The 20,416-nt window shown below is 38.9% G+C and carries 21 protein-coding genes; 11 read left to right on the plus strand and 10 right to left on the minus strand.

The genetic code is table 11. The features are described 5' to 3' along the window. Positions 1 to 191: 191 nt before the first annotated feature. Together rseP and nth are read left to right on the plus strand one after the other, a co-directional pair. Positions 192 to 1,292 carry an RIP metalloprotease RseP gene (rseP, locus tag VB713_RS08935; protein WP_323311206.1) on the plus strand — a complete coding sequence of 367 codons (1,101 nt, stop codon included), beginning with the start codon at positions 192 to 194 and terminating at the stop codon, positions 1,290 to 1,292. 266 nt (positions 1,293 to 1,558) lie between these two features. Further along, on the plus strand, positions 1,559 to 2,239 hold the full coding sequence (nth, locus tag VB713_RS08940) for an endonuclease III (RefSeq protein WP_323311207.1): 681 nt from the start codon (positions 1,559 to 1,561) through the stop codon (positions 2,237 to 2,239). 286 nt (positions 2,240 to 2,525) lie between these two features. Here the strand turns inward: nth and VB713_RS08945 are convergent, their stop codons facing one another. Continuing rightward, positions 2,526 to 3,347, minus strand: coding sequence for a hypothetical protein (locus VB713_RS08945; protein ID WP_323311208.1), 822 nt, complete (start codon positions 3,345 to 3,347; stop codon positions 2,526 to 2,528). A 23-nt stretch (positions 3,348 to 3,370) separates the two neighbouring features. Further along, positions 3,371 to 3,895: a hypothetical protein gene (locus tag VB713_RS08950; RefSeq protein ID WP_323311209.1), complete on the minus strand. Its 525-nt coding sequence runs from the start codon at positions 3,893 to 3,895 to the stop codon at positions 3,371 to 3,373. A 431-nt stretch (positions 3,896 to 4,326) separates the two neighbouring features. Between VB713_RS08950 and rpsN the strand changes: the two genes are divergently transcribed. Beyond that, positions 4,327 to 4,629, plus strand: a complete 303-nt coding sequence (rpsN, locus tag VB713_RS08955) for a 30S ribosomal protein S14 (protein ID WP_015213685.1) — start codon at positions 4,327 to 4,329, stop codon at positions 4,627 to 4,629. A gap of 72 nt (positions 4,630 to 4,701) precedes the next feature. Here the strand turns inward: rpsN and VB713_RS08960 are convergent, their stop codons facing one another. Beyond that, entirely contained in the window at positions 4,702 to 5,031 is a 330-nt protein-coding gene (locus VB713_RS08960; RefSeq protein WP_323311210.1) for a hypothetical protein, read from the minus strand. Between the two features lie 115 nt (positions 5,032 to 5,146). On the opposite strand from VB713_RS08960, the gene aat reads away from it, so the two are divergent. Next, on the plus strand, positions 5,147 to 5,722 hold the full coding sequence (gene aat, locus VB713_RS08965; RefSeq protein ID WP_323311211.1) for a leucyl/phenylalanyl-tRNA--protein transferase: 576 nt from the start codon (positions 5,147 to 5,149) through the stop codon (positions 5,720 to 5,722). A gap of 21 nt (positions 5,723 to 5,743) precedes the next feature. Here the strand turns inward: aat and VB713_RS08970 are convergent, their stop codons facing one another. Both VB713_RS08970 and VB713_RS08975 read right to left on the minus strand, forming a co-directional pair. Next, the gene (locus VB713_RS08970; protein ID WP_323311212.1) at positions 5,744 to 6,562 is read right to left on the minus strand and encodes a DUF3598 family protein; all 819 of its coding nucleotides are present in this window, start codon (positions 6,560 to 6,562) and stop codon (positions 5,744 to 5,746) included. A 188-nt stretch (positions 6,563 to 6,750) separates the two neighbouring features. After that, a complete protein-coding gene (locus VB713_RS08975; RefSeq protein WP_323311213.1) occupies positions 6,751 to 7,653 on the minus strand; it encodes an ABC transporter permease in 903 nt (300 codons plus the stop codon). A 179-nt stretch (positions 7,654 to 7,832) separates the two neighbouring features. Here VB713_RS08975 and def point away from each other — a divergent pair, with 179 nt between their 5' ends. From def to recJ, 4 genes are all read left to right on the plus strand, one after another. After that, the gene (gene def, locus VB713_RS08980) at positions 7,833 to 8,396 is read left to right on the plus strand and encodes a peptide deformylase (protein ID WP_323311214.1); all 564 of its coding nucleotides are present in this window, start codon (positions 7,833 to 7,835) and stop codon (positions 8,394 to 8,396) included. 12 nt (positions 8,397 to 8,408) lie between these two features. Next, complete coding sequence (locus tag VB713_RS08985) at positions 8,409 to 8,615, plus strand: hypothetical protein (RefSeq protein WP_323311215.1); 207 nt, start codon at positions 8,409 to 8,411, stop codon at positions 8,613 to 8,615. 547 nt (positions 8,616 to 9,162) lie between these two features. After that, a complete protein-coding gene (locus VB713_RS08990; protein ID WP_323311225.1) occupies positions 9,163 to 9,966 on the plus strand; it encodes a PD-(D/E)XK nuclease family protein in 804 nt (267 codons plus the stop codon). Positions 9,967 to 10,026: 60 nt separating this feature from the next. After that, the gene (recJ, locus tag VB713_RS08995) at positions 10,027 to 12,330 is read left to right on the plus strand and encodes a single-stranded-DNA-specific exonuclease RecJ (RefSeq protein ID WP_323311216.1); all 2,304 of its coding nucleotides are present in this window, start codon (positions 10,027 to 10,029) and stop codon (positions 12,328 to 12,330) included. A 288-nt stretch (positions 12,331 to 12,618) separates the two neighbouring features. On the opposite strand, the gene VB713_RS09000 is transcribed toward recJ, so the two are convergent. Then, positions 12,619 to 13,359, minus strand: coding sequence for an Rpn family recombination-promoting nuclease/putative transposase (locus tag VB713_RS09000; protein WP_323311226.1), 741 nt, complete (start codon positions 13,357 to 13,359; stop codon positions 12,619 to 12,621). A 507-nt stretch (positions 13,360 to 13,866) separates the two neighbouring features. Beyond that, a complete protein-coding gene (locus VB713_RS09005; RefSeq protein ID WP_323311217.1) occupies positions 13,867 to 14,601 on the minus strand; it encodes a YdcF family protein in 735 nt (244 codons plus the stop codon). A 308-nt stretch (positions 14,602 to 14,909) separates the two neighbouring features. Here VB713_RS09005 and ctpB point away from each other — a divergent pair, with 308 nt between their 5' ends. Both ctpB and VB713_RS09015 read left to right on the plus strand, forming a co-directional pair. Beyond that, positions 14,910 to 16,247, plus strand: a complete 1,338-nt coding sequence (ctpB, locus tag VB713_RS09010; RefSeq protein WP_323311218.1) for a carboxyl-terminal processing protease CtpB — start codon at positions 14,910 to 14,912, stop codon at positions 16,245 to 16,247. Between the two features lie 199 nt (positions 16,248 to 16,446). Continuing rightward, entirely contained in the window at positions 16,447 to 17,415 is a 969-nt protein-coding gene (locus VB713_RS09015) for a glycosyltransferase (RefSeq protein ID WP_323311219.1), read from the plus strand. 161 nt (positions 17,416 to 17,576) lie between these two features. On the opposite strand, the gene VB713_RS09020 is transcribed toward VB713_RS09015, so the two are convergent. Beyond that, positions 17,577 to 17,837 carry a hypothetical protein gene (locus VB713_RS09020; protein ID WP_323311220.1) on the minus strand — a complete coding sequence of 87 codons (261 nt, stop codon included), beginning with the start codon at positions 17,835 to 17,837 and terminating at the stop codon, positions 17,577 to 17,579. Between the two features lie 247 nt (positions 17,838 to 18,084). Further along, on the minus strand, positions 18,085 to 18,273 hold the full coding sequence (locus tag VB713_RS09025; protein WP_323311221.1) for an RNA-binding S4 domain-containing protein: 189 nt from the start codon (positions 18,271 to 18,273) through the stop codon (positions 18,085 to 18,087). A 322-nt stretch (positions 18,274 to 18,595) separates the two neighbouring features. Between VB713_RS09025 and menB the strand changes: the two genes are divergently transcribed. Beyond that, positions 18,596 to 19,429 carry a 1,4-dihydroxy-2-naphthoyl-CoA synthase gene (menB, locus tag VB713_RS09030; RefSeq protein ID WP_323311222.1) on the plus strand — a complete coding sequence of 278 codons (834 nt, stop codon included), beginning with the start codon at positions 18,596 to 18,598 and terminating at the stop codon, positions 19,427 to 19,429. Positions 19,430 to 19,574: 145 nt separating this feature from the next. Here the strand turns inward: menB and VB713_RS09035 are convergent, their stop codons facing one another. Further along, on the minus strand, positions 19,575 to 19,889 hold the full coding sequence (locus VB713_RS09035; protein WP_323311223.1) for a hypothetical protein: 315 nt from the start codon (positions 19,887 to 19,889) through the stop codon (positions 19,575 to 19,577). Positions 19,890 to 20,416 lie beyond the last annotated feature (527 nt).

Below are 20,416 nucleotides of genomic sequence, written 5' to 3' on the forward strand. Positions count from 1 at the left end.
TCAAAATAGAGATCATCCCATGCAAGTACACTAAAAGCCTAATCTAGAAATTATTTATTTCACTTCCAGAGGTTGTCGCAGACTCCAAAGCAACCCAGACATCGCTGATATTGTCCGATAATTCATACCCCTACGCCCATTCCCAAACTACAATAAGAAGATATATGTCAGTATTTTGATTAATTTGCTCTATGTCAGTTTTAGCAGCGATCGCAGTTTTGGCTATTTTGATTTTGGTACATGAGTTTGGACACTTTATAGCTGCCCGTTCTCAAGGCATTTACGTTAACCGCTTTTCCTTGGGTTTTGGTCCGATTCTTTTAAAGTACCAAGGATCACAAACGGAATATACTATCCGCGCTTTCCCTCTAGGTGGCTTTGTCGGCTTCCCTGATGACGATCCTGATAGCCAAATTCCACCCAACGACCCAAATCTGCTGCGGAACCGTCCAGTTTTAGACCGAGCAATCGTCATTAGTGCTGGAGTAATAGCAAATCTCATATTTGCCTATTTAATGTTGGCTCTGCAATTGGGTATCGTTGGCATACCACAAGAATTTAAATATCAACCAGGTGTAATTGTCAAACCAGTCAATGAACAATCAGTTGCTTATCAAGCTGGTCTGAGAGAAGGAGACATTATACTGGCAGTTAATGGTCAGGAACTCCCCGCTGATAGCAGTTCAACTTTGTTGCTCACCAAAGAGATTCAAACCCATCCAAATCAGCAAATCGATCTGAAAGTTCAGCAACAAAACCAACAAATCCCCCTGAAATTAACTCCTCAAGAAAGTGCTGACGGTAAAGGCTTAGTTGGTATTGAACTAGGCCCCAATGGCAAAGCAGTTTATCGTCGTCCTCAAAATCCTGGGGAGATTTTCACCGTTGCGGCTAATCGGTTTCAACAGTTATTTGTGGGTACACTCAAAGGCTTTGGACAATTAGTTACCAACTTTCAACAAACCGTTGGACAAGTTTCCGGCCCAGTGAATATTGTCAAAATAGGCGCAAAATTAGCTGCTGACAATCTTGCTAATTTGTTTTCTTTTGCAGCAATTATCAGCATTAACCTAGCAGTTATCAATATCTTACCCCTACCAGCCTTAGACGGTGGACAACTAGCTTTTCTGCTCATTGAAGGTTTACGCGGTAAGCCCTTACCCATGAAGATTCAAGAAAGTGTAATGCAAACTGGTTTGGTGTTACTCTTAGGATTAGGTATTTTCTTAATTGTTAAAGAAACAACTCAGTTAACATCCCAGTTAGATTGGGTACAAAAATTGTTCCAGTAACAGTGATTCCAGCAATTCTCAACCTCTCGTATATCTCGTTCCCAGTCTCCGGCTGGGAATGCCATAACTGAGGCTCTGCCTCAACTATCCTAAATTGTTCCAGTAACAGTGATTTCAGCAATTCTCAACCTCTCGTATATCTCCTTCTCAGTCTCCGGCTGGGAATGCCATAACTGAGGCTCTGCCTACCATGCAGATTCTAGAATAAGAGAACGAGAAAAACTAGAAAATAAATCCAAAATTATCAATTTAAAATCTAAAATTACTTGACTCGTAAATCATTATCAAAAAAGCAACGCGCTTTAGAAATTCTCTCTCGTCTCCAGCATCTTTATCCAGATGCCACTTGCTCTTTAGACTATTCAACTCCTGTACAATTATTAGTAGCAACTATTCTCTCCGCTCAATGTACAGATGAACGCGTAAATAAAGTTACTCCAGCATTATTTGAGAGATTTCCTGATGCGGAAAATTTAGCCAAAGCTGATTTATTAGAATTAGAAGAATTAGTGCGTTCGACAGGATTTTATCACAATAAAGCCAAGAATATTCAAGGCGCTTGTCGAATGATTGTGAATGATTTTAACTCTATTGTTCCTAATCAAATGGAACAACTTTTAAAGCTTCCAGGAGTAGCACGGAAAACCGCAAATGTAGTTTTAGCTCATGCTTATGGAATCAATGCTGGTGTGACAGTAGATACTCACGTTAAGCGATTAAGTCAGCGTTTGGGAGTAACTACAAATACTGAACCTGTGGGTATTGAAAAAGATTTAATGAAGTTATTACCCCAACCAGATTGGGAAAATTGGTCAATTCGTTTAATTTATCATGGTCGGGCTGTGTGTAAAGCGCGTTCTCCTGGTTGCAATGTTTGTGAGTTAGCTGATTTATGTGCAATGAATTTGCCTCAGGCAGAATCTAAGAATAGCAAAAAAAAATACTAAAAGCATAAACAAGTATTTATAGCAATTCCCATTCAAGTCAATACTTGTCGGTTAAGGAAATGTAGGTTGGGTTGAGCGACAGCGAAACCCAACAAAATCCTTGATAATGTTGGGTTATGGCTTCGCCTCCCGTCAGGGATACGTGCCTCAACCCAACCTACCATATAATGAATTTTGAGCCTTAACCGAGCAGTATTTCCATTCAAGTAAGGTACAGGCAGTAATAATTAAACGCAGATGGACGCAGGTAATTTTGTACTTCATTAGACTAGGAAATGCTATATTACTATGGTTTTAACTTTTCTATCAACTTAGTAGTTGCAGGAGTAGCACTGAAAGATTGACCATTAGACAAAAATATTAGCTGGTGAAATATAGGTTTTGGTAGGGAAGAACGGTCTTCACATTGTCTGTTATTTGAGGTGCTATTATTTTTAGTTTCTCTTGTTTCACTAACTTTCACAACTAGGTCAGCACGGCTATCTTTGTTAGTATCTCGCAGTGTAAAATCTTCAATCAGCATTGCATAGTATGGTGGTTGACAAGTTCCGGTGTTATCATTAACTGTTAATAGATTAGTAGTTTTAGTTTTAGTTAAACCTACTTCTAATTGGTTAAGCGATGTTATTAAATGACCCATGCCAACGTAAGAACTTTCACAAATAAGGGAATGACGATCTGTCGAGTTAAGGATTTTTAGACAACTAGTTGAACGAAATGCAATTTCATATCTGATTCTAGACCAACCTTGATTAGTTCGACGGAGTAATACGCTACCTCCCCAATTACCTGCATGGGGTTGACAACCATTTAAGTCAACTAATGCTTCACGAGTGCCAGCTTTGGTAAAACTGCCATAGATTACTGATGTTATACTAGCACCAGTTTCATCACTGGATTCAGTAAATGATGGGCAGGTTTTACAAGATACTTGCCCTTTCTGTTGAGTAATATTGCCCTCACCACAAATATTTTTTGCCAGCGCGATAGCATCTTTTTGAGAGGGAACTATGCTATCTTTTTCCACTTTTTGTGCTAATGTTTTCGTGGCAATTATCTGGGTTACTAGTATTGTACTAATAAATAGGATAGTCTTGAATGATTTCATGATGTTTTTTTTAAATAGGTTTCTTACTTGTTCTGGAAATCACTTAAATTAAATTCACGACTATATTCATTCAAAAGAATATTTTTTGGTTTTGAATTCAATTTTTTTTCTGTTAGTTCATATTCTTGACCATTAAATCTAAATACTCGCCAAGTTTCGTCCCTTGGTTCATAAGTAAATACATAAGCAGCGATGTCATACCATCCATAACTTTTAGTAGGAAGCACTGCAATTTCTAGCCCATGACGCGATGTAAATATTTCTGAAATTAAATTAGAGGATTGTTTATTTTTGTCATTATTAAAAATAGATACAGGACAATGACGATTATTACAGAGTCTTCCTCGTTTAAAAAGAACAATTGTTTCCTTTTGTTTATCACTATTTAGATCTATTTCTGCAAAAGAGAAGGGAAATTTATCATCTGAGTTGATGTCAGAATAATCCTTTGAAATTTTGGCAATTATTTGTTTTACTAAATCAGGACTGGGTTTCTTGTTTGTAATTTCTTGAGCTTGAATTGGTAAAAAACCTTGGCTCAATATCATGACAATTGTTATACTGCTAAATAAAGATAGGCAAGTATTTTCTAATAATCGTATTTTCATTATACTAAAAACGGGTTAAAAGTGTCATTCTGAACGAAGTGTTCGCGTAGCGTGCCGTAGGCTCTAGAATCTCCGAGATACTTCGCTGCACTACGTTACGCTCAGTATGACATAAGTCCAAATTTCACCCGTTGGCAGTATAGTTAAATTTCTTACTTTTTGCGAATATAACCAAATGTAGACTATTTCGTCAAGCGTACTAATGAATGTACTTTATTAAAGTAGTGCAAAATGAAGGGTTGAAGTCGGCAGATAAGTGTAGCATTTATGTGAATGCGGTTTCTATCTGTCTTTGCTAAACTCATTTTCCCTATAATTGTGATAGACATTGTATGATGGGGAATGGTGTCTTTAACTAGATTAGGGAATTCATGGCAAAAAAGAGCATGATTGAGCGCGAGAAAAAACGCGCCAAGATGGTGGAAAAGTATGCTGACAAACGGGAAGCACTATTAGACGAGTTCAAAAGTGCGGAATCTCCCCTAGATAAGCTGGAAATCCACCGCAAAATTCAACAATTACCTCGGAACAGTGCGCCTAGCCGTCGCCGTAATCGTTGCTGGGTTACAGGTCGTCCTAGAGCTGTATACCGTGATTTTGGACTGTCTCGGAACGTACTGCGGGAATGGGCGCACCAAGGACTTTTACCTGGCGTTGTTAAGTCTAGCTGGTAATCAATGGTCAGTAGTCATTAGTCATTTACTCTAAACCAATGACCAATGACCAATGACCAATGACCAAGATAATCATTGACCACAACAACGATCAATTCCCAGGCTTTCTAAGAGTAGATCGCTAACGGCGTTGGCGATCGCAAACTCTCCATAAAAGCTTTTGGAAAAATCGAATGCCTGCATCTCTGTGACAATAGCAATTACCAGAGATCCTAAGTCGTTTTCTCCTTCCATACGTTGTCGCACAAAGATTTGTGCAGCGCGTTGAGAAATTTTTTGATTGATTAATTCAGGAAGAAATTCTGCATCGAGCCACCGCAGCAGCCGCTTTTGCAACCATTCGCCTTCTAGCTGAGGATTTTCAGACGGTGGTAAAGTAATGGACGAAATTGGCTCAGTCATCTTTGTATATTTTAAATAGATTTTGTTTACCAAGGTAATCTCAGAGGAACGCCAAATTTTGCTGATAACAGCAAATTGCTGCCGTCTGGGGCTTTTTTTGATAGTTTGCTGAATTATGCAATATGATGTCGCCGCTATTATTCGAGGTTATGCTCAAGGTTATTTTCTCATGGCTGATGAGAGCAATGGACTGGGATGGTATGGAAGCAAGGAAAGAACTTTAATCCCTTTGGATGAGAAATTTCGCTACCCCAAGTCATTACAGCGTGTTCTCAACCAAAACAAGTTTACAGTAGCTATTAACCGCGACTTTCTCGGCGTGGTTGCTGGTTGTGCTAAACGCGAAACAACTTGGATTTCTCCAGAATTACAAAAGATTTACTGGCTACTTTACCAGACAGGTTATGCTTATAGTTTTGAAACTTGGCAAGGTGATCGACTTGCAGGGGGAATTTTAGGAATTGTGATTGGTGGTGCTTTCATTGGTGAATCAATGTTCTACCGCATTCCTGAAGGTTCTAAAGTAGCAATGGTGAAATTAGTAGAAAGGTTGCGTCAACAGAAATTTATGCTGTTTGACGCGCAAATGATGAATCCCCATTTAGCCAGATTTGGCGCTTATCCTATCAATAATAAAGAATATGAGACTTTGCTTCAGCAGGCTTTACAACTTCCTTGTTCTCTGGAGTGAGGTGGGGAGAATTCTGTGAACTCATAACTTTGAGCGATTTTCTGTGACTAGGGTAAGGCTAACCCATGCGCCTTTATCGTCATAGCTACGAATTAGACGTTGGCGCAAATTTGGTTTGATTAGCCACCCTACCTCTAAAAATAAAGGTTGACGTAACTGCACTTGTAGGGGGGAAGTTGCAGAAGCACCATCAGGTAAAAGTAAGACTTGTACTTGCTTTTGGGGATTTTGATCAAAGATGATCATTGCATCTTTGATAGTAGCGGTGGAGGTGATTGTGCGACCATTAAAACTGATATTTTGAACTAATTTTCCTGCGGCATCCAATTGTAGTTGCAGGGTTGTAGAGTAGATATTGGGCTTTTGCAAATCTGGATAAATAGTTACGGCTTCACCTTGCCATTCTCCCAACAAGTCATCTATTTGTGAGGTGGGGTTTTCTACTGGTGGTTGAGTTCCCCTTAGATATTCACGAATCAAGGTTATTTTATCTAACTGGCCATTTTTATCAAATAATTGCACCAGACGTAAACGGCGATTTTTATAAATTAAACCGAGTTCAGCCCCAAATTCTGTAAATGGTGCTAGTTGAATTGAACCTTGGGAAAAAGCGCCATTTTCAAAAAACAAAGTACTCCGTGCCAGGGAACTGTATTCTAAAATTAAATTTTCTTGTCCTTGACGACTGACAACCTGGCGAATAGTCTGGTTATTGTTTAACCCTGCCAAGGAAACTACACTGGGGATATCTGCCAATAGTTCCCCTTGCGGTGAGTAACGAGCGAATGAACCCTGCCATTCACCGAGATTTTGCAGCAAGCATTGCCATTGTGATGTCATTAATTCCTCTCTGCGCGACGGACACTTTGCACCAGTAGGGAAACCTGCCCAAGCAAGCGTCCTCCTCTACATGAAACAAAAAATGTGATTTATTATTTTGTAAGGATTCAAGATACAGAATATTTGATATAGCAGGGAACAGAAGAGAAAAATATTCTTCCTCCTGACTCCTGAATTCTTACATTATTTTAACTCTTCGCAAACCGTCGGACAGCGAATAAGCTACCCATTAAGCCGACAGTTGCACCGAATCCTAAGAGAATCAAAGGTAATAGTAAGGTTTGAGAAACAGTTAGCTGTAACCCGTTGCTGATAAATTGGATAAATTCAGGTTGGTTAGCTAGTAGGCGGTTAATGAATTGTTGAGTGAGAGAGATAAAACTCCAAGCGATCGCACCACCAACTAAACCAAAGGAAATTCCCTGTAAAATAAATGGTAGGTAAATCCATGCTGAAGTTGCACCTACTAGTTGCATAATCTCAATTTCTCGTCGTCGTGCCATGACAATTAAACCAATTGTGGTTGTTGTCACAGCGATCGCAGTCGAAGTCAAAATTATGGTAATTGTTAAAGTAATCCAATTTAGCCCCCGATGCAACTGGGCAATGCGTTTCACAGCTTCGTCTACATACTGCACCACATCAACTCCCCGCAACTTAGCTAACTGTGTTGCTAAACTCGGCACAACTTGGGGATTCAAAGCTTTTACCTTCATTTCATCAACCAGCGGATTATCTCCTAATTGCTGGGTAGCACCATCAATATCAGCAATTCCCAAGTCTTTAACTAACTTCGTCCAAGCTTGTTCTTTGCTAATTACCTGCACCGTCGCTACTTCCGGCATTTGCACCACCAATGGTTCAATATTAACCGCTTGAATACCCGATTCTAGATAAACCGATAATTCCAACTGACTACCGAACTGATTGAGAAGTCTTTCTACTTGCCAAGAAGTTTGCAGACTTAAGCCGAATAAAAATAGTAACACTGTTACAGTACTCACCGCTGCCCAATTCATCCATCCCCCCCGCAGCAGCCCTAGGAAAGTTTCTTTGAGCAGATAGTCTAGTTTGGTGAAGAATTTAAACATTATTGGCGATTGGTAATGGGTAATGGGTAATTGGTGATTGGTGATTGGTGATTGGTGATTGGTAATGAAATCATTATTTCCTATTACCTGTTCTCTATTCCCTCTTAACTGTCACCTATTTCCTGTCACCTAACGATAGAATTGAATAGTAAGACATTCACCATTAAGCCACGAGAATCATGCCCTCTGATATAGCTGTAGAGAAGAAAAAATTAAAAAATCCACCTTTGAAGCTTCATTATTTAGGCGATCGCGTCCTGCGTCAACCCGCAAAGCGTGTGACAAAAATAGATGATGAACTTCGTCAACTGGTGCGGGAAATGCTGCAAACTATGTACAGCGAAGATGGCATCGGTTTGGCAGCCCCCCAAGTGGGAATTAATAAACAACTCATTGTAATTGACTGTGAACCAGACAAACCAGAAGCACCTCCACTGGTATTGATTAATCCCGTTATTAAGCAGGTTAGTAGTGAACTCTGCGTAGCTCAAGAAGGTTGTTTGAGCATCCCTAAAGTGTATTTAGATGTCAAACGCCCCCAAGTGGTAGAAATCGCCTATAAAGACGAATATGGTCGTCCCAAAACATTAAAAGTCGGTGACTTACTCGGAAGATGTATTTTACACGAGATGGATCACCTCAACGGTGTGGTATTTGTAGACAGGGTAGAAAATTCCTTGACTTTAGCACAGGAGCTATCTAAAAATGGCTTCTCGTATCAAACGGTGAAACCAGTAGCATAGGGTGGTCTAGTTGTGTATTTAACTCCAAAAAGCGGTTTATTTTTAGGCGGTTCTTGTTTTACAGCGATCGCAGCTGTCGGTTCTGTGTTTGAACTCAGTTCTGGACAACCAGATTTAGGTGTCCCAACCACAGCCATTATCCTAGCTTTGAGCATTCCTCTCACCGTATTATTTTTTGTTGCCGCAGTCAGGGATGCGCGGGCTAACAACTCCAACTAAATAGTTAGGCCAACACAAAAATTGTCAAACTTGTGATAAGTGCGAAAACCAAGCAAATAAATTCAAGGCTTGAAATCCAGTACAAAACTTTTCAGATTAGCCCACCTATTTCCAGGCGGTTGAGAAATCCAAAAACCTTAATAGTGCTGAAAATAATGGAATAGAATAGCGAAGTTGCTCATAATTTCAACAGTATAATTACGATAACTATTAGTTATCTAGAATACTAGAATGAAGCAGAAAGAAATCCTAGCAATGTCACACTTTGTTTGGTTTTGTGCAATTGCTGTAGAACGGCTAACATTAAATAAGCATCAGGTACATAAAAAAGGTAAGAGGATGAAAGAAAAATGTAAACTTCACCCTTTTGCCTTTTATTTTTTGCCTTTGTATTAATTAATTCACAACAGATATATCATTTCCTAGTCTAATGAAGTACAAAATCATCTGCGTACCCTGCGGGAAGCAACCTATATCTGCGTCCATCTACGTTTAATTATCACTGCCTGTACCTCACTTGAATGGAAATTGTTATAACAGATACATGATGCTACCGACTTCTACTCACCTACTCAGACTCTCTCAAGGACATCTAAACCTACTCGCAACTTGTCCTCGTAAATTCCAGCATACCTATTTAGAACAGCTTACCGCACCCACTGACCCCCAACAGGAAGAATATCAAACCTTAGGGAGTCGTTTTCACTTGCTCATGCAGCAGCAAGAAATGGGTTTACCAATTAATAGCTTTCTCCAAACAGATGCTCAACTGCAACAATGGATGACATCTTTTGCCAAGGTTGCACCAGAAATATTAACACCTGATACTGATAAACAAACTTTCCACGACAGTGAACACTATCGAACTTTGCAAATTCAAGATTACCTACTTACAGTTATCTATGATTTATTAATTGCAGATCATCAAAAAGCACAAATTCTCGACTGGAAAACCTATCCCCAACCACCAAATAAAAAATATTTAGCTAAAAATTGGCAAACACTTCTTTATATGTATATCCTGGCAGAAACCAGCGAATATTTGCCCGAAAATATATCCATGACTTATTGGTTTGTTCAAGCTCAAGATAAACCTAAAAATATTCATTTTAAATACGATACTCAACAACACCAACAAACACAAAAAGAATTAAATCAACTATTGAATAACTTAACTAATTGGTTAGAACAATATCACCAAAATCAACCATTTCCCCAAAAACCAACATCCAAAAAATCTTGTGAATATTGTCAATATGCTTTCCTTTGTTACAATCAAATAAATAATCCATTAGTAACAACATCTCAAAACTTACCAAATATTGATAATATCCAAGAAGTATCACTTTGAAAAAATTGAAAAATTAAAGTTTTTGAAAATGAACCATACCTTACCTTTTTTATTAATTAAATGCAGTGGATTTTAGCAGCAACTGAACAACCTCCTGAGTGGTTTATTCAAATAGTAAAAAACTACACACCTCTATCAAATGGAACTTTTGCCGCCCAATTACTTTGGCAAAGAGATATAAAAAATGAATTACAATTAGCCGCATTTGTTAATTTTCAAAAATATCAACCAGCTAGTCCCTTTGAATTTGGAACAGAAATGCATTTGGCAGTAAAACGCCTTAAAGATGCAGGAGAAAAAAGTGAAAAAGTTGCTATTTGGGGAGACTTTGACGCAGACGGTATTACCTCAACTTCTGTATTGTGGGATGGTTTAGGACAATTTTTTATTCACAATCAGCAATTAATTTATTACATTCCTAATCGCTTAAAAGAATCTCACGGACTTAATCAACCAGGAATTGATAATTTAGCTAAACAAGGTTGCAAATTAATCGTAACTTGCGATACTGGCAGCACAAACATTGATGAAATTATTTATGCTCAACAATTAGGTATAGATGTTATCGTTACAGACCATCATACTTTACCCCCCGAACGTCCTCCAGTCAGTGCAATTATCAACCCACGTTATTTACCAAAAGAACATCCATTATTTCATCTTTCTGGGGTTGCAGTGGCTTATAAATTGATAGAAGCACTGTATGAAACTTTACCTGATATCCCACAAAATCCATTAACTGATTTATTAGATTTAGTTGCAGTGGGATTAATTGCCGATTTAGTACAGTTAAGTGGAGATTGTCGTTATTTAGCCCAGTTAGGTATTCAACAACTACAAGCAGATTATAAAAAACCAGTTACAGAACGAAGACGACCAGGAGTAGGGCGATTATTGGAATTATGCCAGAAAAATGGCGATCGCCCCACAGATATTTCTTTCGGTCTTGGTCCCCGTATTAACGCCGTTAGTCGCATTCACGGTGATGCTAGTTTCTGCGTAGAATTACTAACAAGTCGAGACATTAAACGTTGTCAGCAACTGGCAGAAGAAACAGAATTAGCTAACAGCCGACGCAAATCATTACAAAAAGATGTTCAGAATCAAGTATTTAAAAAACTCTCCCAATTAGATTTATCAACTACTAGTGTAATTGTTTTAGAAGACCCTCAATGGCCTAGTGGGGTTTTAGGTTTAGTCGCAGGTCAAGTTGCCCAAGAAACTGGTCGTCCCACGATTTTATTAAGTACAGAAAGTGGAGAATCCCAGCCAATTTTTGCACGAGGTTCGGCTCGTTCTATTAATTCAGTTGATTTATATCAATTAGTTAAAGAACAAGCACATTTATTGCATCGTTTTGGGGGACATCCTTTTGCGGCTGGTTTGAGTTTATTAGTTGAGAATATTCCCTTATTTACAGATGCAATTAACCAAAAATTGCGGCAATCTTTAGGAGGAATGAATCTCGCACCTACAGTCACAGCAGATTTAGAAGTTAAAGTTGCAGATTTGGGAAAAGAATTATTTTTAGAACTCAAAGTTTTAGAACCATGCGGAATGGGAAATCCAATTCCCAAACTATTAATTAAAGATTGTTGGTTTGAAAACTCTTGGCATCGCAATCAACAAGATTTACAAGGCAATAAAATACAGTATATTAAAACAGAGTTTGATATTCGGGATGATTCTACTCACAACCCTTTTCCTGGTATTTGGTGGGGACACTATAAAGATGAATTACCTCTAGGTAGATGTGATTGTATTGCTGAAATAGATTACAACAGCTATAAAAAACGCTATGAAATTAGATTAGTTGCTGTCCGTCCCAGTGTTGAAGCAGAAGTAAAAACTCAAAACTTAGCGATGATTCTAGACTGGCGAAATCAGGACTATTCAGAGAAAAATTCAGTCCTGATGATTCCCAATATTCCAACGAGTTGGGATGATTTACGCGCATGGTTTAGAAAATCGCTTTATAATCAACAACAACTAGCCTTAGCTTGGTCAAAACCTCAAAACATTCCACCCATAGACATTTGGCTCATTCTGGTAGGAGTTGCTAAATACCTCAGTCGTACAAATCAACCTGTTACTCGCATCCAACTTTTAGAGAAACTGGGTATCAGCGATAAGAGTTTACATTTAGGATTTCAAGCTTTAAAATATTTAGGATTTACAGTTCAACGACAAGATCGTTCTTTGCAAATTACCTGGAATGCAGAAACGAGTAACGAAACCAATGCTGATACTGTGATTAACCAATTTCTAGCAGCCGTCCGCGAAGAACAATTTCAACAAGAATATTTTGCCAACGTACCTCTATCTATTATTCAAGGGATGATCACCTTTGATAGTCTCCTTTGAGAATAGCAAGATACAATAAATTCACCTGCCTGTACTATTTACAATTATGGTTAACATTTCTTTGAAAATCGCTAGTAATTACCCTAACTATACTAAAAACGGGTTAAAAGTGTCATTCTGAACGCAGTGAAGAATCTCCGAGATACTAGAGCCTACGGCACGCTACGCGAACGCTGCACTACGTTACGCTCAGTATGACATAAGTCCAGATTTCACCCGTTTGCAGTATACATTCCGATTTGGAAAGTGGCAATCGCTTGAATAGCGGTATTGATATTCTTCTGGACTTTACTTTTCCATAGCTTGTTGTACTACTTCGATTTTTAATTCTAGTGCTTCCGCAATTTGTTCTACACTCAACCCCATTTTCAAAAGACGAGGTATTGTTTCTAGCTTAGTTTTTAGCTCAGTTTCTTGCTGCACTTCTTGATAAAATCGAGTTTGTCGCCATTCTGTTAATCCAAACATCGTTTCTAACTCCTGTCGGCTATAGGTGGAAAACTTGTAAATCAGCATTCTTTCTACTAATTCTAAAAGATAACGACCGTTGGCCGCATCTGCTTGTTGTACTAAATTAATTAAACTTCTTGCTGTTTGTACAGCCTCATCTTCTGGTGCAACTACTAATTGAATAATTCCTAAACCAATTGAAGATGATGTATCAGTTAATTCATCTAAATAAACTACATGAATTTGTCCAGCAGCTAGTGAAGTTTGATATGCAAAGGGTATACCAGGATCAATACTCCGTTTAGCCCACAATACTACAGCTTGCCATTTTTTATCAGGTTTATACTGGTTTAAATACAAAAATACTTCGGTAATTAATCGCCAGTATAAGTTATCATCATCTTGAAATTGGACTTCAACAAAATAAATCGGATCATCTGGGTACTCGGCTTTGGGTAGAAATACACCATCTATGCGACGTGCTAGTTCTTTGATTTCTACTGATGAAAATTCGTAGTGTGCAGCTAGTTGGGGTGGTTTTTCCAGCAGTTCAAATAAAACGCCTGGGAGATTTTGCAGGAGAGTCTAAAATATCGTGTCTGTCTTCATTATTTGGTTATGCCAATTTTATGCGAGCCTACATAGAATAATAATCATCCGTATTTATCTGCGTTTATCTGTGTTCATCTGCGGTCAATTATTCTTGAAATCTTATTCTATGCAGTTCCATAAGCCACAAAGATTGATGGATAAGTTGCAGATTTGAAATTTTAGCAATTGAGATTTATTTTAGTTGCTAACAATTACCGAGTCCATCAATAACAAAGACTCCTAAAGGAGTCTCCGCCAAAAATTTATTTTTGGTATTCAGAACGTCTTTACCGGAATTCCTCGACCTTTAAGGTAACGGGATGTCATGTTTAAATCATGTCTGCTGCATCCTATGTCTTTATTATAGGTAATAAAGTGGGTTTTTTATTGCAAAAGTGCGATAGCGAAGCGCTGCTGTAAGCAGCTCGCAAGGCATTCCGTAGGAATCGCTTTAGGGTTTTGAGCAAACTCAGTGCTGAGTGCTGTCAGCTGGCTCTATTTTGAATTTTTAACTGCCCTCTGGGGCTGACCCTTTTTCCCCACACCCCCCTGATGTTCACACTGAAAACCACGCTGCTGCCAAGCTTGTAAATCTACATCTACTAGTTTTGTTACCTGTAAGCATTGGGGCTGAATTACTTGACTGAACAGCGCCCAAAATAAACTACGTAGAATATCTAATATGGTTTTTATCCCAGATTCTCGATTACCAGGAATACCCATTTCCTTAGCTATCTCTGGTTCCACCCAAATGCCATGAGCGCCTAAGATAATCTGTGCCATCAACTTGGCTCGGAAAATATGCGTACCAGAAGTAATTAATTTGACTTTTTTTACTCCCCAACTTCTCAAAATTGGTATCCCATAATAAAAATTCTCAAAGGTGGAATTAGCGCAATTCTCTAACCAGACTTGTTCTAAATCTGCTGCTTCCCGCTGAAAAATTAGCAAAATACAGGGATCTAGCGAACCATGAGAAATTAAAATCGGGATCTGGGGATACTGTTTTGCTAGTTTGGCTACATAAATCTCTCTGCGAATGCTGCCCCCCAGCACCAAAAAGGCATCTATCGGCTGTGAGGAGGCAGAAACTAAGGTTATAGTAGTGAAAGTCAACCAAATACCCAAGATAAAGCACAAAGCAATAGCAATATTTTGTAACAACCGCCTGAATTTTCTCAATCTGTTCTTCAAGTAAATTGATGAATTGATGATAAATTTGTGCTTCATAACATAGAAAAAAAAAGCTTTGTTGTCTAATATTGATAAATCCTGCCATCAAGTCAACAAAGTGCTATCTTAGAAAAAGAATTTAGGGTGTAAAGATCGTGCTGTTACTAGTACTGTAGTTGTTTTTACGGAAAAAACGAAAAAACTAAGCGATTTTTCTTAATAAAAAGACAGTAATTTCCACATCATTTACAAGGAAAAAAATGATGAATTAAGCATAGCTGAAGATGAGGATATAAAAACTTAAAAATATCAGGAAAGCCTGATTGCTAAACTGTCAATAACCCAACTATTCCATCTGAATATACATGAACCAATCTGCGAAACATCACTCACCGCTCCAAGTAGCCTTGATTGGTGGAGCGATCGCTACGACTGCTACTCTATCCGTATTTGGTCAAGCTTGGACGAGATGCGTTCACGCGGCTCTACAAGATAGTCCCAAGGCGTTAGTTGACCAAGTATGGCAACTAGTGAATCGTGAATATGTTGATGGCAAATTTAATCAACAAGATTGGCTTGCAACTAGGCAGAGCCTGTTAAATAAAGACTATACTTCCAATGAACAAGCTTATGTAGCCATCCGCGAAGCCCTGCAAAAACTGGGAGATCCCTACACGCGGTTTATGGACCCCAAGCAATTTGAAACCCTGACCAGTCAAACATCAGGGGAAGTTTCAGGTATTGGTATTCGCATGGAAGTTAACGAAAAAACCAAGCGATTGACCGTTGTTGAAGCTATAGAAAATTCCCCCGCACTCAGAGCAGGTATAAAATCAGGCGATGAGATTTTGGCAATTGACGGCAAACCAACTCTGAAGATGAAGGTAGATGATGCATCTAACCTGATTCGAGGGAAAGCTGGTACTGCTATCACCTTGCGATTGGGAAGAACGGGGAAAAATGAATTTGATTTGAAGCTGACAAGGGCAACTATAGAAGTCCCCACAGTGCGTTATACCCTCAAGCAAGAAGGTGGTCGTCGGGTCGGCTATATTCGTTTAAGAGAGTTTAGCTCCCATGCAGCTGATCAAATGCGTCGGGCTATTCGTGACTTGAACAGTCAAAAAGTGGATTCCTATGTTTTGGATTTGCGAGGAAATCCTGGTGGTTTGTTGCAAGCAAGCATAGAAATTGCGCGGATGTGGTATGACAATGGTGCAATTGTCAAGACTGTAGACCGTGTGGGAGGTAGTGAAGAAACTAAAGCTAATCGTACAGCCTTGACAAATCGACCCTTAGCGGTGTTAGTAGACGGGAATTCTGCTAGTGCCAGCGAGATTCTCACCGGCGCACTTAAGGATAATAAACGGGCAGTTGTTGTTGGTAGTCAAACCTTCGGTAAAGCTTTGGTGCAATCAGTCCATGAACTGACAAATGGTTCTGGATTAGCAGTTACCATTGCTCACTACTACACCCCTAAAGGTACAGATATTAACCATAAGGGTATTACTCCTGATATTCAACTAGATTTGACAGAAGCACAAGAGCGCCAATTGGCTTCTAATCCAGATTTAATCGGGACTTTGAGTGATCCACAATATGCCCGTGCGATCGCAGCTCTCTCTAATAGCAAATTTGCTCAACCCCTGGTAATTCCTAACTCACAGCCACTGAGCGTTCGTGCCGAAGACTTGAAACGTTAAGCTTATTATGAGTCCTGAGTTCTGAGTTCTGAGTCCTGAGTTCTGAGTTCTGAGTCCTGAATTCTGAGTCCTGAGTTCTGAATTCTGACTCCTGAACTCTTGACTCCTGAACTCTTGACTCCTGAATCCTGAACTCCTGACTCCTGACTCCTAGATTCTGCTGTATATTTATTGATATCAGCCAGAAAAATTCAGATTTATGAATCATCAGCCAGTTGAGGCAAATACCAGCCAAAGCTTACTCCCAAAGGTTTCGGTGGTAATACCTATTTATAATGGTGAGGCAGATTTACCAGACTTGCTTAATTGTCTGTTGTCGCAAAATTATCCTCAAGACCAAGTAGAGTATCTGCTAGTGGATAATAATAGTAGCGATCGCACTCTCTCCATTATCAAAGCAACTGCTGAACATTCCCCCATCACTATCCTGCCCTTAAGTGAAAACAAAATTCAAAGTTCTTATGCCGCCCGCAACACAGGTATTAGAACCGCAGTAGGTGAAATCATCGCTTTTACCGATGCAGATTGTCGTCCCCAACCCCAATGGCTAAATTCATTAATTCAGCCTTTCATTAACCCAAAAGTCGCAATTGTCGCTGGTGAGATTTTGGCACTACCAGGCAAAAGCCTACTTGAACAACACGCAGACAAGCAAGAAACCCTATCCCAAAAACATACCCTAGCCCATAAATTTTGTCCTTATGGTCAAACTGCAAATTTAGCAATTCGTCGTCACATCTTCACCACAGCAGGTTTATTTCGTCCCTATCTCACCACTGGAGGAGATGCTGATATTTGTTGGCGTATTCTCAAAGCTAATCTTGGCAGTTTAGAATTTGCTCCAGATGCCATTGTCCAACACCGTCACCGATTGACAATTAAAGAATTAGCTAGTCAATGGCGACGTTATGGACGTTCTAATCGCTATTTACATGAACTACATGGCGTAGATTTGATGCGTGAAATGACACCCCAAAACTACAGCTATCGTCTATTGCGTTGGTTACTCAAAGAAGTACCAAAAGCAAGTTTCAACAACATCATTGGTAAAGCAAATCTTGTAGATTTATTAGAGACTCCCATTGGTTTATTTACCGCTAGAGCGCGTTCTGAGGGGCAAAGAGCGGCGAAATTGCCAGAAAATGCCAAAATAATTGAATGGTTGTGACCAATGATTCCTTGATGGTAAAAGCCCCCAGATTTATTTGTGGAATCACTCGAAAATCGAAAATTCCCAAGCTCCCAAATTTATCTGTGGGCTAAAATCTAAAATCCAAGATTGTCTGCCACTCTCCGTACCTTCAGTTTGGAGATGCTTAAAACATCCGATCAACCACCACAAAAATCATCTAATCTCACATCTTTCCAAATTTCAGAAACCTGCCACCCTGTGTTACCAATAGAGTAAACCACAGGATTATCTCGCAAAGGTATATATTGAGGTTCTTGATTTGCCTCACTTGTGAATGCTCTTTCATCAATTAATTCTTCTGGAGAATACAGAGATTCCTTTTGCAGATTTTGCTCTTCTTCCTCCATATTCTTGATTTTATCGAGAAGGAGTTTTTCGGATTTTTTAATCAGTTTCATAGTTTCTGTATTTAAAATTTTGACAAGTGGACATTAAGGGAAAAAAAATTTCCAGACTGATTTTAAGCCAGACCAATATAGTCTTTCAATAACAGTCAGAAAGATCAGCAAAAAGCTCTTATGAAATAGAGTTGTAAAAAACTACCTGCGGAGAACTAGGATACAACAAATTTACAGAAAATACGAGTGGTCTACTCAAGATTTTTTAATAAAAAAGCTCAAACCCTTTCCTATCCTACCTCCTGCCTTAAATTACATCCCCAACATTGAAAGTTTTCCCTGCTACTGTTACTTGGTCGTTAGGCTCTAATTTCCGCCCACGTCGGGTTTCAATTGTGCCATTGACTTTAATATCACCATCAATAATCATCAATTTGGCTTGTCCTCCCGTTGGGGCTATACCTATCAACTTTAAAAACTGGTCGAGCTTAATCATGTTAAAACTGGTTGAAAATAATTGTCATTGCTTTTTTACTTTTAAGAAAAGTGTTATGAACAGAGATAAGTTACACCGCATTAGGGGCGATCGCAGATCATTCTATCTTAAATACATTATTTTTCGTTCTTACTTACGGAATATTGTCTGAGAAAAGTTATTAGGATGTGTCAAATGCGGAAAACTGCTTGATTGTTACCGAATTATAGAGTTTGACGCACCTTAAAAGACGTTTATTATCAAGCTAGAGATACCAACTTAAATTATCTTTTTTCTTAACTCCGCGATAAAATTCTCTAGCACAATAACGCACTTAATACCCATGCAAATAGACTGGAAAACCGTTAAAATCTACGAAGATATCCTGTATCAAAAAACCGACGGCATTGCTAAAATCACCATCAACCGTCCCCATAAACGTAATGCTTTCCGCCCTAAGACAGTTTTTGAACTATACGAAGCTTTTTGTGATGCCCGTGAGGATACTAACATTGGCGTAGTTCTATTTATGGGTGCAGGCCCCCACACTGATGGTAAATATGCTTTCTGTTCTGGTGGTGATCAAAGTGTACGTGGACAAGCAGGTTATGTTGATGATGCAGGTATCCCCCGTTTAAACGTTTTGGACTTGCAACGTCTCATTCGTTCCATGCCAAAAGTAGTAATCGCGTTAGTTGCTGGATATGCCATTGGTGGTGGTCACGTTTTACATTTAATTTGTGACCTCACAATTGCAGCTGATAATGCCATTTTTGGACAAACAGGCCCAAAAGTTGGCAGTTTTGATGGTGGTTTTGGTGCGAGTTATCTAGCGCGGATAGTAGGACAAAAAAAAGCACGAGAAATCTGGTTTCTTTGTCGTCAATATAATGCCGAACAAGCTTTAGAAATGGGTTTAGTTAATACTGTTGTCCCCATAGAACAACTAGAAGCTGAAGGTGTGCAATGGGCGCAAGAAATCTTAGAAAAAAGCCCCATTGCCATTCGTTGTCTCAAAGCTGCCTTTAATGCCGACTGTGACGGACAAGCTGGTTTACAAGAACTTGCTGGGAATGCGACCCTACTCTATTACATGACAGAGGAAGGATCTGAGGGAAAACAAGCTTTTCTCGAAAAACGTCCCCCGAATTTTCGTGAATTTCCTTGGTTGCCTTAAATCAAATAAAGGCAAAATCGCACCTTGCTGACAGCAAAGTGCGATTTTTGAGAAGTAAAAATTGGCAAAACTTAAAATTTTAAAGTCAAATTTTATTTTGAACAAAGAAAAAATTGATTACAGTAATTACAGTAATAAAGGGCAACTAAATTAGGATTGCTGTCGTCTTGACCTCTTGTGGTGAGGAAACTGATGTTTCTTCCACAGGAGCAAGTGCTAGAACTTCTAAATCTGAATTTAAGGTTTGAGCAACAGGTAAAACTGGTTTTGCTACTGGTAAACTCCAAGAATCTTCTAAAGTTTCCCAAGGAGGTGCAAAGGCTGGTAGTGCTAAATGACAGGCTTTCCAAGTACTTTGCACTGGTGCGCCCAATTTCTGACACATTCCACCTCGACGACCCTCTGGTTGGTAATGACGGCAATATCGACAGGCAGATGTTAAATGGTTATTAGGTTTCATTTGGGTTCATCTTTAGTGCCATTTAGGGCTGGTTATCACACTTAAATATTTTCCTTCTATGACAAAATAGGTATAAGAGCCAAAAACGTATTATTTTATCTGGGTTCTAGCTATTTTTATTAAAAAATAAACTTTAGGATGTCTTTAGAATCTTGTTATATATGTAAATAATTACCGGAGTGCTTACATACTTGTTTTTGGCTAAAACGTATTGGGGATCAAAGTTAAAAGTTTAACTTTACATTTAGCCCGGTTTTTAAACTATTTCTTCACATACTCTTAAATCACACTTTAGGAGAATAATTCATCAGTTTCATAGCTCAAGGCTGGATATGATAGCAGATAATTTTCTCATCTCTAAAAAAAAATTCCTAACTCCTGACTCCTGAACTCCTGACTCCTGAACTCCTGAACTCCTGACTCCTAAACTCCTGAACTCCTGAACTCCTGACTCCTGAACTCCTGACTCCTAAACTCCTGAACTCCTGAACTCCTGAACTCCTGAACTCCTGACTCCTGAACTCCTG

Source organism: Anabaena cylindrica UHCC 0172 (genome assembly GCF_034931625.1).
In the GTDB taxonomy this organism is placed as follows: domain Bacteria; phylum Cyanobacteriota; class Cyanobacteriia; order Cyanobacteriales; family Nostocaceae; genus Anabaena; species Anabaena cylindrica_A.